Source organism: Longimicrobium sp. (assembly GCA_036377595.1).
Classification (GTDB): Bacteria; Gemmatimonadota; Gemmatimonadetes; order Longimicrobiales; family Longimicrobiaceae; genus Longimicrobium.
This window is the reverse complement of record DASUYB010000001.1, coordinates 26,412-44,669: the sequence shown is the minus strand read 5'-3', so window position 1 is coordinate 44,669 and position 18,258 is coordinate 26,412. Positions and strand designations below refer to the sequence as shown.

Sequence of the window (18,258 nt, the reverse complement as noted above, 5' to 3'; positions counted from 1 at the left end):
ACTCGGACGCGGTGGCGCACCGGCTCCTCCGCGATCCTGTGCCGGAGCGCGTGGTGGCCGTCCTGGGCGAGCGCGGGCTGCCGCTGCTGACGGCCATGCTGGGGATCTTCAAGGCCGGCGCCGCCTACCTCCCGCTGGACCCGGGGCACCCCGACCCGCGGCGGCGGCAGGTGCTCTCCCTCAGCGGCGCCGCCGTCGTCCTCGCCACGCGTCCGTTCATGGAGGCGGCGCGCCGCGCCGCCGGCGGCCTTCCGTCCGTCGAGGTGCTCTGCATCGAGGACGTGGTGGCGGAGGGCGGCCACTCTCCCCCGGTGGCGGTGGATCCCCGGCAGCTGGCGTACGTCATCTACACCTCCGGCTCCACCGGCGTCCCCAAGGGGGCCATGGTGGAGCACGTGGGGATGCTCAACCACCTGTACGCCAAGGTCCAGGATCTCCAGCTCACCGCCGGCGACGTGCTGGCGGAGACGGCGTCGCAGTGCTTCGACATCTCCATCTGGCAGTTCCTGGCGGCGCTGGTGGCGGGCGGCCGCGTGCACGTGGTGGAGGACGAGGCGGCGCACGAGCCGCGCGCGCTGGCCGCCGAGACGGGGCGCGGGGGGGTGACGGTCCTGGAGGTCGTCCCCTCGATGCTGCGGATGCTGCTCGACGACGCGCGCGAGGACGGCGGCGGCGCCACGGCGGGACTCGAGGAGCTGCGCTGGATGGTGGCCACCGGCGAGGAGCTTCCCCCCGACCTGGCGCGGCGGTGGCTGGCGCGCTTCCCCGGCGTGCCGCTGGTGAACGCCTACGGACCCACCGAGTGCTCGGACGACGTCACGCACCACTTCATGGCCGAGCCGCCTCCCACCGGGGCGCCCCGCGTTCCCGTGGGGCGGGCGGTGGCCAACCTGCGCAACTACGTGCTCGACGGCCGCCTGGACCCGGTGCCCACGGGCACGGCGGGAGAGCTGTACGTGGCCGGCGTGGGGGTGGGGCGCGGCTACCTGAACGACCCGCGGCGCACGGCCCTGGCGTTCCTGCCGGACCCGTTCGCGGAGACGCCCGGCGGCCGGCTGTACCGCACCGGCGACCGCATGCGCCGGCTGCCGGACGGCACCCTCGACTTCCTGGGGCGCGTGGACTTCCAGGTGAAGGTCCGCGGTTACCGCATCGAGCTGGGCGAAATCGAGGCGGTGCTGGCGCAGCACCCCCGGGTGCACGCCGCGGTCGTTCTCGTCCGCGAAGGCGAGGGAGACGGGGCGCCCCGCGTGGTGGCCTGCGTGGTCCCCGCGGAGGACGCGCCCGCCGGTCCGTCGGGCTCGGACGGGGAGCGCGCCGCGCAGTGGGAGGCGGTGTTCGACGAGGTGTACGGCCGCGGCCAGGTGTCGGGGCGCGACGAGGCGCTGCACCTGCCGGTGTGGACCAACAGCTACACCGGCCGCCCCTTCAGCGAGGAAGAGGCGTTCGAGTCGGTGGAGGACTCGGTGGGGCGGCTGCGCGCGCTGGCGCCGCGGCGGGTGCTGGAGATCGGGTGCGGCACGGGCCTCGTCCTCCTGCGCCTGGCGCCGTACTGCGAGGAGTACTGGGCGACGGACATCTCCGCCGTGGCGGTGGAGCGGCTGCGGCGGCGGATCGAGGCGCACCCGGTGGGGACGCCGGTGCACCTGTCGCAGCAGGCGGCCGACGAGGTGGACGGGCTTCCCGGCGGCTTCGACGTGGTCGTCGTCAACGAGGTGGTGCAGTACTTCGCCAGCGTCGACTACCTGGTGACGGTGATCGAGCGCGCCGCCCGGCTGGTGCGCCCCGGCGGGACGCTGTTCCTGGGCGGCCTCCGCAGCTTCCCGCTGTTCGAGGCGTTCGCCACCTCGGTGGCGCTCTTCCAGTCGGCCGCGTCGGCCACCGCGGGCGACCTGCGCCGCCGCGTCCGCCTGCAGATGGCGCAGGAGAAGGAGCTGCTGGTGGCGCCGGAGCTCTTCCGCGCGCTGGCCTCTCATCTTCCCGCGCTGCGGGGGATCGCGGTGCTGCTCAAGGGCGGGCGCACGGAGAACGAGTTCACCCGCTTCCGCTACGACGCGCTGCTGACCCTGGGCGGCGGCGAGGTGCACGCGCCCGAGGTGCCGCACGCGGGATGGACGGAGGACGGCTGGACCCTGGAGCGCCTGGCGAAGCGCCTGGCCGCGGGCGCGCCCGAGGGGATGTACCTGGCCCGCGTCCCCAACGCGCGGGTCGCGGGCGACGTGCGCGCGGTGCAGCTGCTGGCCGGGGCCGACGCCTCGGAGACGGTGGCGCGGCTCCGCGACCGGATCGCCGCAGCCCCGCACGGCGGCGTGGATCCCGAGGAGATCCGCGCGCTGGCGCGGGCGGCGGGGCGCCCATGCCAGGTGCTGTGGACGGGCGGGGAAGGGTCCGGCGAGTTCGACGTCTACATCGGCCGCGCGGGGCACCCCGGCGACGCCGTGCGCCCCTGGCCGGTGGACGCGCGCCGTGCCCCGCTCGCCTGGAGCCGCTACGCCAACGCGCCGGGACGCTCGCGGGCCGGGACGGAGCTCGTGCGCGAGCTGCGCGAGCACCTGCAGGCGCGGCTGCCCGAGTACATGGTGCCCAACGCGTTCGCCCTGCTGGACGAGCTGCCGCTCACGCCCAACGGCAAGGTCGACCGCCGGGCGCTGCTGGCCGCCGACGAGGCGCCGGCCGACGCGGCCGTGCGCCAGGCCGCCGGCACCCTCACCGAGGAGCTGGTGGCGGCCATCTTCTCCGACGTGCTGCCGCGCGCCGCCATCCACCGCGACACCGACTTCTTCGAGGCCGGCGGCCACTCGCTCCTCGCGACGCAGGTCGTGTCGCGCGTGCGGCGGACCTTCGGGCTGGAGCTGCCGCTGCGCGCGATCTTCGACACCCGCACGGTGCGGCGCTTCGCCGAGCGCATCGACGCGGCCCGGCGCGGCGACGGCGAGCGGCGGCACCCGCTGGTGCGCGCCGACCGCGAGGGCCCGCGCCCGGTGTCGTTCGCGCAGCAGCGGCTCTGGCTGACCGAGCAGATCGAGGGCGCGGGGGCCGCCTACAACCTCCCCGGCGCCATCCGCGTGGACGGCGCGCTGAACGTCCCCGCGCTCGAGGCGGCCATCGGCGAGATCGTGCGCCGCCACCACGTGCTGCGCACGCGCTTCGTGACGGTGGACGACCAGCCGATGCAGGTGGTGGAGCCCGCGGGGCCCTGGCGGCTGGAGGTGGTGGACCTGCGCGGCGTTCCCGACGACCGCCGCGACGCCGAGGTGGCGCGGCTGGCGCGCGAGGAGGCCCGCCGCGCCTTCGACCTGGGGCGCGCGCCGCTGCTGCGCGTGCGCCTGCTGCGGGTGGACGACGCGGCGCACGTGGTCCTCTTCACCATGCACCACGTGGTCAGCGACGCCTGGTCGATGGGGGTGCTGGTGCGCGAGCTGGTGGAGCTGTACGGCGCCTTCAGCGAGGGGCGGCCTTCGCCCCTTCCCGAGCTGCCGGTGCAGTACGCCGACTTCGCCGAGTGGCAGCGGGGATGGCTGCAGGGCGAGCGGCTCGACGCGCAGCTGGCGTACTGGCGCCGGCAGCTGGGCGCGCGCCCCGCGCCGCTGGCACTCCCGCTCGACCGTCCGCGCCCGGCGGCCCGCACCTTCGAGGGGGGAACGCTGCCGTTCCGCCTCTCTCCCGAGCTGTCGACGGCGGTCCACGACCTGAGCCGGGCCGAGGGGACGACCCTGTTCATGACCCTCCTCGCCGGCGTAAAGGCGCTGCTGGCGCGCGAGACGGGGCAGACCGACATCGTGGTCGGCACCGACATCGCCAACCGCAACCAGGCGGAGATCGAGGAGCTGATCGGCTTCTTCATCAACCTGCTGGTGCTGCGCACCGACCTGTCGGGGAGCCCCACCTTCCGGCAGCTGCTGGCGCGGGTGAGCGAGGTGACGCTGGGGGCGTACACGCACCAGGACCTCGCCTTCGACCTGCTCGTCCGCGAGATGCGCGCGGCGTGGGGCGCCCCCGACGCCTCGCTCTTCGACGTGCTCGTCGTCTTCCAGAACGCCCCCGTGCAGGCCTTGGAGCTTCCCGGGGCCGAGCTGCGCCCCGTGGTGCTGGAGGGCGAGACCACCCGCTTCGACCTGGCGCTGTTCGTCGAGGACACGCCGGCGGGGATCGCGGGGCACTGGAGCTACCGCACCGACCTGTTCGACCGGGAGACGATCGCGCGGCTTTCCGCCCGCTTCGAGGCGTTGCTGGCCAGCGCCGTCGCCCACCCCGACGCGGGGATCGACGAGCTCGAGCTGACCTCGGCGGCGGAGCGCAGCGAGAGCGAGCGCCGCCGCGAGCGCAGCTTCAGCCGGCTCCGGCGCCCCGCCGTCCCGGAGGTGGTGTCGTGAGCGCCGCGAACGGCGGGGTCGATCCCCGCGCGGAACTGGCCTCTCTCCTCACCACGGCGCTGGCGGAGCGGCTGGGCGTGGCTGCGGGGGCGATCGACCCGGCGGAGCCGTTCGCGCGCTACGGGCTGGATTCGGCCGGGGCGGTGGCATTCGTGGCTGAGGTGGGGAAGCGGCTGGGTCGCAGGCTCCCCGCCACGCTGATGTGGACCTGCCCCACGGTGGACGACCTGGCGCGGCACCTGGCCGGCGGCGCCGGCCTCACGCCCCGGGCCGATCGCGCCGCCGCGGCGCCGTCCGCCGCCGCCGCCGACGAGCCGGTCGCCGTCGTGGGGATGGCGGGACGCTTCCCCGGCGCGCCCAGCGTGCCGGCGTTCTGGCGGCTGCTGTGCGACGGCACCGACGCCGTCGGCGTGACGCCGGCCGGCCGGTGGAGCCCCGAGGCGGGCGCGCCCACCCTCGGCGGCTTCCTGGAGGAGATCGACGGCTTCGATCCGCTCTTCTTCGGCATCTCGCCCGTGGAGGCGGGGGAGATGGACCCGCAGCAGCGGCTGATGCTGGAGGCGAGCTGGGAAGCGCTGGAGGATGCCGGCGTGCCGCCGCGCGCGCTGGCGGGGAGCCGCACCGGCGTCTTCTTCGGCGTCGTCTGGCGCGACTACGCCGACCTGCACCACGCCACCGGCGCACGCATCACCAGCCACACCGGCGTGGGGCAGGCCCCGGCCATCGTCCCCAACCGCGTCTCGTACGCGCTGGGGCTGCAGGGCCCCTCGCTGGCGGTCGACACCGCCTGCTCGTCGTCGCTCGTCGCCGTCCACCTGGCGTGCCGCAGCCTGCGCGACGGCGAGTCGGAGATCGCGCTGGCGGGTGGCGTGAACCTGACGCTCTCGCCCGAGGTGGTGCGGGTGCTGACGGAGTTCGGCGGGCTGTCGCCCACCGGGCGGTGCCGCGCCTTCGCCGACGGGGCCGACGGCTTCGTGCGCGGCGAGGGGGCCGGGGTGGTGGTGCTCAAGCGCCTGTCTCGCGCCATCGCCGACGGCGACCGGATCTACTGCGTGATCCGGGGGAGCGCCATGAACAACGACGGGCCCAGCAACGGCCTCACCGCGCCCAACCCGCTGGCGCAGGAGGCGGTGCTGCGCGACGCCTATCGCCGCGCGGGGGTGGACCCGGCGCGGGTGCACTACGTGGAGGCGCACGGCACGGGCACGCCGCTGGGCGACCCCATCGAGGCGCAGGCGCTGGGCGCGGTGTTCGGCGCCGGGCGCGACGACTCGCGGCCGCTGCGGCTGGGCTCGGTGAAGACCAACATCGGCCACCTGGAAGGCGCCGCGGGCGTCGCGGGGCTGATCAAGGCGGCGCTCGCCATCCACCACCGCGCGCTCCCCGCGAGCCTGTTCGCTGCTCGCCCTCACCCCGGGATCCCCTTCGACGAGCTGCGGCTGCGGCTGCAGGTGGAGGCGGGCCCCTGGCCGGACGCGGACGAGGCGCCGCTGGCGGGCGTCAGCGCCTTCGGGTGGGGCGGCACCAACTGCCACTTGGTGCTGGAGGGCGCGCCCGCCCGCGCCAGCCAGGTGATGTTCCTCTCCGCGGATACGCCGGCGGAACTCGCCGCCCTCGCCGCGGCGGAACGGGAGCGCGCGGCGTCGCTCCCCCTCCGCGCGGCGTGCGAGGAGGCGGCGCGCCGTCCCGCCGCGGCGGTGCGGCGGGCGGTGGCCGCCCGCACGCGCGACGAGCTGGCCGCCGGCCTCGACGCGCTGGCCGCGGAGCTTTCCCGCGAGCGGTCGACGGAGACGCGCGGCGCCGCGCCGGGGAAGCTGGCGTTCGTCTTCTCCGGGCTGGGTTGCCAGTGGCCGGGGATGGGCGCCGAGCTGCTGGCCACCGAGCCGGTCTTCCGCGCCACCGTGGACCGCTGCGACCGGGCGATGCGCCCCCGGCTGGGATGGTCGGTGCTCGAGGAGCTGGCCGCCCCCGGCGCCACCGGGCGCTGGGGCGAGCGGGGCGACCATGTGGCCGTCATCCAGCCCGTGCTCTTCACCTGGCAGGTGGCGCTCGCCGCGCTGCTGCGGTCGTGGGGTGTCGTCCCCGACGTGGTGGTGGGGCACAGCTTGGGCGAGATCGCCGCGGCGTACGTGGCGGGGGTGCTGGAGCTGGAGGACGCGGCCCGCGTGGTGGCCGCGTACATCGCCGGGCAGGCGCCCACCGTCGGCAAGGGCGGCGTGGGGATCGTGCAGCGCCCGGCGGACGAGGTGGAGGAGGCGCTGCGCGGTTGGGGCGGCCGGGTGGAAGTGGCGGGGACGAACAGCCCGAAGTCCACGCTGATCGCCGGCGAGTGGGACGCGCTGGACGAGTTCGTCGCGCGCCTGCAGGGCGAGGGCGTGTTCGCGGCGCGGGTGCGCATGGACATCCCCGCGCACTGCAGCCTGGTGGACCCGATTCTTCCCGGGGTGAGCCGGGCGCTGCGGAGCGTCCGTCCCCGGCCGGCGTCCATCCCCCTCGTCTCCACCATCACCGGCCGCCCCATCGACGGGCGCGACATGGACGGCGAGTACTGGGCGCGCGAGCTCCGCGAGCGGATCGTCTTCGCCGACGTGATCGCGCAGCTGGAGGCGGACGGCGTCGCCGCGCTGGTGGAGATCGGCCCGCATGCGGTGATGGGCTCCACCCTGCGCGAGTGCCTCGCCAACCCCGACGCCCTGGTGCTGCCGACCGCCCGGCGCGGCGAGGAAGCGCGCCGGGTGCTGGGCGACACGCTGGCCGCACTGTGGAGCGGCGGATTCCCCGTGGACGGGGCCGCCTTCGTCCGCGGCGGGAGCCCGGACGAGGGCGAGGATTCACCACAACTGATTCCGCTTTCCGCGCGCACCCCCGAGGCGCTGCGCGACGCGGCGCGGGATGCGGCCGCGGCGCTGCGGTCGGGCGACGCGGCTCGCCTGGAGGCGGCGGCGCACACCGCCGCGCTCCGCCGCAGCCACCACGAGCACCGCCTGGCCGTCGTAGCCGCGTCCGTCGGTGAGGCCGTCGCGACGCTCGACGCGGCCGCGGCGGGGGAGGCGGCCGCGGGGCTTGTGCGGGGCCGCACCCGGCGCGGCGAGCGGCCGGAGACCGTCTTCGTCTACAGCGGCCAGGGGTCGCAGTGGCGGGGGATGGGACGCGAGCTGCTGCGGTACGACGCCTTCCGCCGCGCGTGCGAGGAGAGCGACGACGAGCTGGCCCGCGTCCTGGGATTCTCGCTCCTCGAGCGGCTCGAGGACGAGGGAGCCGGCGACCTGCTGGACCGCACGGAGATCGCCCAGCCGGCCATCTTCGCGCTGCAGGTGGGGCTCACGGCGCTCTGGCGCTCGTGGGGCGTGGCGCCGGACGCGGTGGTCGGCCACAGCATGGGCGAGGTGGCCGCCGCGTGGGCCGCGGGGATCCTCTCCCTGCGCGACGCCGCCACCCTGGTGGCGCACCGCGGCCAGGCCATGGCGCCGCTGCGCGGGCAGGGGCGGATGGTGGCCGTCACCGGCGCGCCCGACGAGGTGCGCGCGCTCGTCGCCCCGCTCGGGGTGGAGATCGCAGCCGTAAACGCCCCGGCCTCCGTGGTCCTCTCCGGCGCGCCGGAGGCGGTCGCCCAAGCCGTGGCGCTGCTGGGAGAGCGGGGGATGCGGTGCCGGGAGATGCCGGGCACCTACGCCTTCCACAGCGCGCAGACCGAGGCGGTGCGGGAGGCGTTCGCGGCCCGCCTGACCGGCCTGGAGCCGCGGACCGCGGAGCTCCGCTTCGTCTCCACCGTCACCGGCGGGGCGCTGGCCGGGCCGGAGCTGGACACCGGCTACTGGGCGCGCAATCTCCGCGATCCGGTCCTGTTCGCCGACGCGGCGGCCGCGGCCACGCCGTCGGGGAGCGCGGTGTTCCTGGAGCTGGGCCCGCACCCCGTCCTTTCCGTCCCCCTGGTCCGCTCGCTCGAAGAGGCCGGGCGCACCGACCCGGTGCTGGCCTCGCTGCGGCGCGACCGCGACGGGCGCCGCACCACGCTCGAGTCGTTGGGCGCCCTCTACGCCGCCGGCTATCCCGTCGAATGGGGCACCCTGTACCCGGTGGCCCACCCGCCCGCCGCGCTGCCGCCATACCCGTTCCAGCGCCAGCGTTTCTGGTTCCAGCCCCACGTGCGGCGCCCCGCCGCAGTCGTCCCGCCGTCCGCCGAAGGAGAGGTGCCCGTGAGTGAGAAAGCGACCGTCGCGGCCGATGCCGAGAGCACCGTCGCCGCGCGGCTCAGCTCGGTCTTCGCGTCCCTGACCGGCATCCCCGCCGGCGACATCGACCCGGGCGTCCCGTTCCTGGAGCTCGGCGCCGAATCGATCGTCCTCCTCCAGGTGGTGCGCACCATCCAGGACGAGTACGGCGTGGAGCTGTCGATGCGGCAGCTCTTCGGCGACCTGTCCACCCTCGGCAGCCTGGCCGCCCACGTGGCGCGCGCCTCGGACCGCGTGGCGCCGCCGCCGGCCGCGGCGCCGCCCGCGGACGCCGCCCCGGCCGAGCGCAGGGTGCAGGTGCTGGCGCTGGCGCCCCACGCGAACGGGGCGGCGTCGCACGGGGCGCCGGCCGCGCCCGCGGCAGGGGTGGAGTCGCTCCTGGCGCAGCAGCTGGAGGCGTTCTCGCGCGGGTTCCGCGACCTCGCGGCGCAGCAGATCCAGGCGCTCGGCCTCACCGCGCCGGCCGAGGCCGTCCCCGCCGCCACTCCGCGTCCCGCGGTGACGACGGCGTCCGCGCCCGCCCCGGCTCCGGCGGCATCGACGGGCGCGGCGGCGGACGGGGCGAACCGGCCGGCCGTGTACGTTCCGCACCAGCCGCTGAAGGTGCACGAGCGCGCCGAGCTCGACGCGCGGCAGGGGCGCCATCTCCGCGCGCTGATCGAGCGCTACACGGCCCGCACGCCGCGGTCGAAGGAGATGACGCAGGCCAGCCGCGCCGTGTTCGTCGACAACCGCTCGTCGGCGGGGTTCCGCCCGGCCATCAAGGAGATGCTGTACCCGATCGTCGGCGACCGCTCGCGGGGCGCGCGCATCTGGGACGTCGACGGCAACGAGTACATCGACATCAGCATGGGCTTCGGCGTGAGCCTGCTCGGGCACAATCCCCCGTTCGTGACCGAGGCCGTGCGCGAGCAGCTGGAGCGCGGCATCGCCCTGGGCCCGCAGTCGCCCATCGCCGGCGAGGTGGCGGCGATGATCGCGCGGATGACGGGGGTGGAGCGCGTCGCCTTCACCAACACGGGCACCGAGGCGGTGATGACCGCGCTGCGCCTGGCCCGCACCGCCACCGGCCGCCGCAGGGTGGGGATCTTCCGCGGCGCGTACCACGGCCACTCCGACGCCGTGCTGGTGGTGCCGGGGATGGACGGCGGGCCGACGCAGCCCATGGCCCCCGGCGTGTCGGCGGGCGCCGCGCAGGAGATGATCCCGCTGGAGTACGGCTCGCCCCGCTCGCTGGAGATCCTGCGCGCCCACGCGGGCGAGCTGGCCGCGGTGATCGTGGAGCCGGTGCAGAGCCGCCGGCCCGACCAGCACTTCCGCGACTTCCTGCACGAGCTGCGCGCGTTCACCCGCGAGCACGGGATCGCGCTCGTCTTCGACGAGGTCATCACCGGCTTCCGCACCCACCCCGGCGGCGCCCAGGCCTGGTTCGGCGTGCGCGCCGACCTGGTGACCTACGGCAAGGTGGTCGGCGGCGGGCTGCCGATCGGCGTCGTCGCGGGGAACGCCGCGTTCCTGGACGGCATCGACGGCGGGATGTGGGCCTACGGCGACGACTCGTATCCGGCCGCCAAGACCACCTTCTTCGCCGGCACCTTCTGCAAGCACCCGCTGGCGATGGTCTCGGCGCGCGCGGTGCTCCGGCACCTGGAGCGCGAGGGGCCGGCGCTGCAGGAGAATCTCAATCGCCGGACTGCAAAGCTGGCCGAGCGGCTCAACGCCTGGTTCGCCGACGAGGAGCTTCCGCTGGAGATCGGCCACTTCGGCTCGATGTGGCGGATCCTGTCGAAGCACGACATCGACCTCCTCTACTACCACCTGGCCGAGCGCGGCGTGTTCGTGTGGGAGGGGCGCACCCTCTTCCTCTCCACCGAGCACACCGACGACGACCTGGCCCGCGTGGCCGAGGCCATCCAGGCCAGCGCGCTGGCGCTGCGCGAGGGCGGCTTCCTCCCCGCGCGCAAGTCTCCCACGCCGCCGCCGTCGCCCGCGCGGGAGCCGCGCGAGCACGCGCTGACGGCCGCGCAGCGCGAGGTGTGGTCGCTGGCGCAGCTGGGTCCCGACGCGTCGGCCACCTTCAACAACCACGTCTGCCTGCGGATCGACGGAGATCTCGACCGCGCGCGCCTTTTCGCCGCGCTCCAGGCGGTGGTCGACCGGCACGAGGCGCTCAGGACGACGGTCGACGAGACGGAGGCGACGCAGCGCGTTCTTCCGCGCCTCCCCGTCGAGCCCGCGTTCCACGACCTCTCCGCGCTGCCGGAGCCGGAGCGCGCCGCCGAGGTGGAGCGCCTGCTGCGCGAGGAGCGCGCGGCGCCGTTCGACCTGGCGTCGGGCCCGCTGCTGCGCGCGCTGCTGCTGAAGGAGGGAGACGGGGCGCACCTGCTGGCCATCGGCGCGCACCAGATCGTGGCCGACGGGTGGTCCTTCGGCGTGATCCTCCAGGAGCTGGGGGAATGCTATGCCGGCGCCGTGGATCTCCCTGCCGCCGTCCCCTTCTCCGCGTACGCGGAACGTGATGCGGAGCGGCTGGACGGTCCGGAGGCGGAGCGCGACCGGGCGTACTGGGCCGCGCGGCTGGACGGGCCGCTGCCGCGCCTGCCGATGCCGTTCGACCGGCCGCGCGGGGCGGTGCAGGAGTACGCCGGCGCCGAGGCCCTCGGCCGCCTGGACGCGATCGCCACCAAGGCGCTGCAGCGGCTGGCGGCCAGCCGCGGCTGCACCCTGTACATGGTGCTGCTGGCGGCCTTCCAGACGCTGCTCCGCCGCGTGACGGGCGAGCGGGAGACGATCGTGGCCGTTCCCGCCGGCGGGCAGGCGTTCGGTGGCACGGAGCGGATGGTGGGCAACTGCCTGACCCTCCTGCCGATCCGCGCCGCCGGCGGCGACGACCCCGCGTTCGAGGAATACCTCGCCACGGTCAGGGACGCGCTGCTCGAGGCCTTCGACCACGAGCGCGTCTCCTTCGCCGCGGTGCTCGAGGGGCTCACGCCGGTGCCCGACGCCAGCCGCTGGCCGATCTTCAACGTCGACCAGCATCTCCCGCTCCCGCGGGTGCCCGGGCTGGACATCGGCTTCCACCCCATGCCGCGCACGCACTGCAACTTCGACCTCGGGCTGAACGTGGTCCCCGAGGGCGACGAGCTGCTGCTGGCGATGGAGTACAAGTCCGGCCTGTGGGACGCCGCGACGGTCGATCTCCTGGTGCGCTACCTCGAGACGCTCCTGCGCGACGTCGCCGCGCACCCCGGCCGCCGCCTCTCCGAGCTGGCCCTCGCCGAGGATGCGGATGGAGCGCCTGCCGCGGACGCGGAGGGACGCGTGGTGCTGGACGGGCGCGGTCGCGCGGTTCCGCCTCTCGCCGTCGGCGAGGTGCACGGGTCCGACGGCGCGCCGGGCGTCGCCGGGCGTTGGCGGCGCGACGGCCGGCTGGAGCTGGTCGGTGGGGATGGAGCGGACGGGGACGGCGGCGTGCCCTACGTCGCCCCCCGGACGGCGGTGGAGGAAGAGCTGGCGGCGATCTGGTCGCAGGTCCTGGCCGCGCCGCAGGTGGGCGTGCACGACAGCTTCTTCGCGCTGGGCGGGCACTCGCTGCTGGCCACGCAGATGGTGTCGCGCATCCGCGCCGCGTTCGGGGTGGAGATCCCCCTGCGCAGCACCTTCGAGGCGCCCACGGTGGCGCTGCTCGCCGCCCGCATCGACGAGGCGCGCCGCCGCGGCGACGCTCCGTCGCGCCTGGTGCTGGAGCGCGCGCCCGGCGACGGCGACGCCCCGCTGTCGTACGCGCAGCAGCGGATGTGGCTGGCGGTGCAGCTGGACCCGGCCAGCCCGGCGTGGAACATCCCCACCATGCTGCGCGTGCGGGGGACGCTTGACGGCGACGCGCTGGCCCGCACCCTCACCGAGGTCGTGCGCCGCCACGAGGCGCTGCGCACCACCTTCCACCTGGCGGGGGAGACGCCGGTGCAGCGGGTGTCGCCGCCCGCGCCGGTACCGCTGCCGCTGATCGACCTTTCGCACCTGCACGAGCCCGACGGCGAGCTGCTGCGGCTGGCGCGCGCCGAGGCCGCGCGGCCCTTCGACCTGGCCGCCGACACGCTCCTGCGCGCCACCTGGGTGTTCCTGGGCGAAGAGGAGCACGCGCTGCTGGTGACCATGCACCACATCGCCGCCGACGGATGGTCGGCCGCGGTGCTGCTCGACGAGCTGAAGGCGCTGTATCCCGCCTTCGTCGCGGGACGGCCCTCGCCGCTGCCGGAGCTGGAGATCCAGTACCGCGACTTCGCCGCGTCGCAGCAGCGCTGGCTGGCGGGCGGGGCGCTGGAGGGGCAGCGCGAGCACTGGCGCCGCGCCCTGGCCGGCGCGGGGCCGCTGGCGGGGCTCCCGGTCACCCGCCCGCGCGTGGGCGACGGCCCGGCGCCCGGCGTGTTCCGCGCCTTCCAGGTGGACGGGACGGCGTACGGGGCGCTGCGGGCGCTGGCGGACGAGGAGCGCGCCACGGTGTTCATCGCCCTCCTGGCCACGCTCACCGGGCTCCTGCACCGGGTGACCGACGCGCGCGACATCACCGTCGGCACCGACGTGGCCAGCCGCACCGATGCCCGGACCGAGGCGCTGATCGGCTTCTTCGTCAACGTGCTGGCGCTGCGCACCCGCATCCCCGAGGGGATCACCTTCCGCGGGCTGCTGCGCGCAGTGCGCGAGACGGCGCTGGACGCGTACGCCAACCAGGAGCTGCCGTACGAGATCGTGCTGAAGGAGCAGGGCCTGGGCGGATCCTCCCTCTTCAACGTCTTCTTCGTCACCGAGACGGCCGCCGACGCCGAGATCGAGCTGCCGGGCGCCACGGCGCGCCCCCTGGCGGTGGAGAACGGCGTGGCCATCCGCGACCTGGCGCTGTACGCCGTGGAGCGGCCCGACGGCGTGCACTGCACCTGGAACTACCCCGCCGGGCTCTTCGACCCCGACACCATCGACGCCCTGTCGGCCCGCTTCGTCCGCCTGCTGCAGGCCGGGGTGGCCGACCCCGACGGCGCGCTCGACGAGATCGACCTGCGCCTGGAGCACGAGCGCCAGGCGGCCGCCTCTTCGCGCGAGCGCCAGCGGCGCGCGCTCCTCTCGCGCAAGGATTCCTCCTCCACCGCCGTAACGATCGCATGACGCCCCAGACCACGACCGAACCCCTGGCCGTGCCCGCGATGGCGCCGGCCGCGACCCTGGCCTACCGGCTGTCGCCCCAGCAGAAGTGCCGCTGGACGCACGCGCCCCGCACGGCCGCCGTGCAGTGCGCGCTGCGCCTGGACCCCGGCGTGGACGCCGCCGGGGTGCGCGCCGCGCTGGACGCCGTCGTCGCGCGCCACGAGGCGCTGCGCACCACCTTCCTGGGGCGCGCCGGCCTGAAGGTGCCGCTGCAGGCGATCCACGACGCCGGCGCCGCGGGATGGAGCGAGTGGGACGTCCCCGCCTCCGCCGACGCGGAGGCGGAGCGGCGCGCGGTGGACGAGGCGCTGGCCGAGCAGCGCGGCCGCGAGCTTGACCCCGCGTCGGGCCCGGCCGTCCACGCGGTGCTGCTCACGCGCGGCGGGGTGCCGCACCTCCTTCTCCTGCGCGTCTCCGCGCTCTGCGCCGACCCGGCCAGCCTGGCGAACGTGGCGGGCGAGCTGGCGGCGCTGCTGCGCGGCGACGGCGCCTCGCTCCCGGGCGAGGACGACCTCGTGCAGTATCTCCAGTTCTCCGACTGGCAGCACGAGCTGGCCGAGGGAGAGGAGGCCGAGGAGGCGCGGCGGCACTGGGCCAAGCATCCCTGGGCCACCCAGCCGCCGCTGCAGCTCCCCTTCGTCTCGGGCGAGGCGGGGGGCGACACCGCGCCCGCGTCCGCTCCCGTCGCCATCGACGACGCGCTCGCCGCCCGCGCCGACGCGCTGGCGGCGGAGCAGGGGGCCACGACCGAGGCGGTGCTGCTGGCGGCTTGGAAGACGCTCCTCTGGCGGCTCGCGCGCCAGCCCGACGTGGTGATCGGCACCGTGTCCGACGGCCGGCCGTTCGAGGAGATGCGCACGGCGGTGGGACTGTACGCCGGCGCGCTTCCTACCCACGCGCGCATCGAGCCCGCCTTCCGCTTCACCGACGTGCTGCGGCGCACGCGCAAGGCGGTCGAAGAGTCGCGCCAGTGGCAGGACGCCTTCGCGGCCGTGCTGGAGAGCGAGGACCGGCTGCTCCCCGACGCGGCGTTCCAGTACGTCGAGTGGTCCGCGGACGATGGCCTGGCGCTCCACGCGCTCGTCCCCGCGGAGGACCGCGCCGCCGTCACCCTGTTCGCCGTGCGCCAGGGCACGCGCCTGCATGCCGAGGTGCGCTACGACGCCAACCGCGTGAGCGAGTCCGCGGCGCGGCAGTTGGCGGAGCAGTACCGGGCCGCGCTGGCCGGCGCCCTGGCCGATCCCGCCGCGACGGTGGAGGCGCTCGACCTCCTGACGGACGGCGACCGCGCGCGCATCGCCATCTTCAACGACACCGACGCCGACGGGCCGGCGGACGGCTGCGTCCACGAGTGGATCGAGGCCGCCGCCGCGCGCAATCCCGGCGCGCCCGCCGTGCGGTACGAGGACGAGGTCCTCACTTTCGGCGAGCTGGACGCGCGCGCCGCCGGCCTGGCCCGCCGGCTCCGCGCGCTGGGCGTGGGCCCCGACGTCCCTGTCGGCGTGCTGCTGGAGCGCTCGGCGGACTGGATCGTCGCCATCCTGGGGGTGATGAAGGCGGGCGGCGCCTACCTGCCGCTCGAGGCGAATCAGCCCCCGGCGCGGCTGCAGCGCCTGCTGGAGCAGGCCGGATGCGGCGTCGTGGTGACGAGCGAGGCGCTGGGCGGACGGATCTCCGGCGTTGAGACCGTCCTGGTCGACGCGGACGCGCCGTCGGACGCGGAGGCGCCGTCCGGCCGCGCGGCGTCCGCCGGCAATCTCGCCTACGTCCTCTTCACCTCCGGCTCCACCGGCGAGCCCAAGGGCGTGGCCGTGGAGCACCGGCAGCTCGCCAACTACGTGCGCGGCATCACCCGCGCGCTGGGGGTGGGCGAGGGCGAGAGCTTCGCCACGGTGTCGACCTTCTCGGCCGACCTGGGGCACACGACCCTCTTCGCCTCGCTCTGCTCCGGCGGGTGCCTGCACGTGATCTCCCCCGAGCGCGTGCTGGATCCCGACGCGTTCCGCGAGTACGGCGCGCGGCACGCCATCGACTACCTGAAGATCGTCCCCTCCCACCTCTCCGCCCTGCTGGCCGGCGACGGCGCGGCGGGCGTCCTCCCGCGGCGCGCGCTGGTGCTGGGCGGCGAGGCTTCGTCGTGGGCGCTGGTGGACCGCGTGCGGGAGCTGGCGCCGGGGCTGCGCGTCCTGAACCACTACGGGCCGACGGAGACCACGGTCGGCGTCCTCACCCACGAGGTGCCGGTGGAGGGCGACCGCCCGACGCACCGCGTGCCGCTGGGCCGCCCGCTCGCCAACGCCCGCGTGCACCTGCTGGATGCGGACCTGCGCCCCGTCTCCGCCGGCGAGATCGGCGAGATCTACGTCGGCGGACGGGGTGTGTCGCGCGGCTACCTGGGGCGGCCGGCGCTGACGGCGGAGCGCTTCGTCCCCGATCCCACCGGAACCCAGGGGCCCGGCGGCCGGCTGTATCGCACCGGCGACCTGGGACGCTTCCACGCCGACGGGACGCTGGAGTTCCTGGGCCGCGCCGACCACCAGGTGAAGATCCGCGGCTTCCGCGTGGAGCTGGGCGAGATCGAGGCGGTGCTGCGCGCCCACCCCGCCGTGCGCGAGGCGGCCGTGACGCTGGGCGAGGCCCCGTCGGGCGAGCCGCGGCTGGCGGCGTACCTGGTGGCCGCGCGCGCCGACGCGCCCCCGGCCGACGAGGTGCGGCGCCACGCGCAGGAGCAGCTTCCCGAGCACATGGTGCCGGCGCACCTGGTCTGGCTTCCGGCCCTTCCGCTCACCCCCAACGGCAAGGTCGACCGCGCCGCGCTCCCCGAGCCCGACGAGCGCAGCGCGCCGGGCCGCGCGCCCTTCGTTCCCCCGCGGTCGCTGGGCGAGGAGCTGCTGGCCAGCCTGTGGGCCGACGTGCTGGGCGCGGCCCGCGTGGGCGTGCACGACAACTTCTTCGCGCTGGGCGGCGACTCGCTGCTGGGCACCCAGCTGGTGTCGCGCATCCGCAAGACCTTCGACGTCGAGCTCCCGGTGCGCGCCCTGTTCGACGCGCCCACCGTGGGGCAGTTGGCCGCCGTGCTGGAGCGCTTCCAGGCCGGCGCCGCGGGCGCGCCGCCGATGGAGCCGCTGCCGGCGGGCGAGGCCGCGCCGCTGTCGCTGAGCCAGGAGCCGCTGTGGGTGCGGCACCAGCTTGACCCCGAGAGCGCGGCCTACAACTCCACCGTGCCGCTGGCGCTGCGCGGGCCGCTGCACGCCGACGCACTGGAGCGCGCGCTGACGGAGATCGTCCGGCGGCACCAGGTGCTGCGCACGGCGCTTCCCGCCGACCAGGGACGCGCCGCGCCGCGGCTGGAGGGGCCCGAGTGTTTCCGCATGGAGCGCATCGACCTGGAATCGCTCCCCGCCGAGCGCCGCGAGGCCGAGGCCGTCCGCCTGGCCGCGGCGGAGGCCGAGCGCCCGTTCGACCTTGCCCGCGCGCCGATGCTGCGGGCCACGCTGGTGCGGCTGCACGCCGAGCACCACGCGCTCCTCCTCACCCTGCACCACGTGGCCTCCGACGGCTGGTCGCTGGGCGTGCTGGTGCGCGAGGTAGTGGCGCTGTACGACGCCTTCGCGCGCGACCAGGCGTCGCCCCTTCCCGAGCTGCCGCTGCAGTATGGCGACTTCGCGGCGTGGCAGCGGCGGTGGCTGAGCGGCCCGGTGCTCGACGGGCTCACGCGCTACTGGGTCGACCAGCTGCAGGGCGCGCCCGAGGAGATGCGGCTCCCGCTCGACCGTCCCCGCCCGCCGCGCGCGAGCCACCGCGGCGCCACCCTCGTGGTCGAGCGGAGCGCGGAGGTGCGGGACGCGCTGCGGGAGCTGAGCCGGGCGGAGGGCGCCACCCTCTTCATGACCGCGCTGGCCGCGTTCTACGCGCTCCTGCACCGCGTCACCGGGCAGGACGACCTGGTGGTGGGCACTGACGTGGCCAACCGCAACCGGCTCGAGACCGAGGGGCTGATCGGCTTCTTCGTCAACAACCTGGCGCTGCGCGCCGACCTGTCGGGCGACCCCGCCTTCCGCGAGCTGCTGGCGCGGGTGCGCGCCACGGCGCTGGGGGCGTACGCGCACCAGGACCTTCCCTTCGCCTCCCTGGTGAAGGCGCTGAAGGTGAAGCGCAGCTCGGCGCTCACCCCCGTCTTCCAGGTGCTCTTCGTCCTGCAGAACACGCCCCCGCTGGAGGCGCGCCCCGAGGGGGTGGACGTGAGCCTGATCGAGTTCGACGCGACCGGGGCCAAGTTCGACCTGGCGCTCTTCATCACCGAGACCGACGGCGGTCTCACCGAGCAGTGGACCTGGCGCACCGACCTGTTCGACCGCGCCACGGTCGAGGAGTTCGCGCGTGCGTTCGGCGCCGTGCTGCAGCACATCCTCCGCGACGCCTCGGCGCCGCTTTCCAGCCTCACCCAGGACTGA

The 18,258-nt window shown here is 75.7% G+C and carries 3 protein-coding genes (1 of these 3 cut by a window edge); all 3 read left to right on the top strand.

Translation table 11 applies throughout. The features are described 5' to 3' along the window. Tightly spaced (each overlapping or abutting the next), the 3 genes in view from VF092_00085 to VF092_00075 form a layout consistent with a single transcriptional unit that may run on beyond the window. Positions 1-4,373, top strand: the 3' portion of a protein-coding gene (locus VF092_00085; GenBank protein ID HEX6745679.1) for an amino acid adenylation domain-containing protein. The gene continues 1,501 nt to the left of window position 1, outside the view; the window shows 4,373 of its 5,874 coding nt (coding positions 1,502-5,874); its start codon lies beyond the left edge, outside the window; it ends in the stop codon at positions 4,371-4,373. Continuing rightward, the gene (locus VF092_00080) at positions 4,370-13,765 is read left to right on the top strand and encodes an aminotransferase class III-fold pyridoxal phosphate-dependent enzyme (GenBank protein HEX6745678.1); all 9,396 of its coding nucleotides are present in this window, start codon (positions 4,370-4,372) and stop codon (positions 13,763-13,765) included. Before VF092_00085 ends, VF092_00080 begins: the two co-directional genes overlap by 4 nt. Further along, positions 13,762-18,258, top strand: a complete 4,497-nt coding sequence (locus VF092_00075) for an amino acid adenylation domain-containing protein (GenBank protein ID HEX6745677.1) — start codon at positions 13,762-13,764, stop codon at positions 18,256-18,258. Before VF092_00080 ends, VF092_00075 begins: the two co-directional genes overlap by 4 nt.

Excerpts from the sequence above, each read along its gene's own strand:
- VF092_00075 (HEX6745677.1), top strand. The coding sequence starts at position 13,762 with ATGACGCCCCAGACCACGACCGAACCCCTGGCCGTGCCCGCGATGGCG.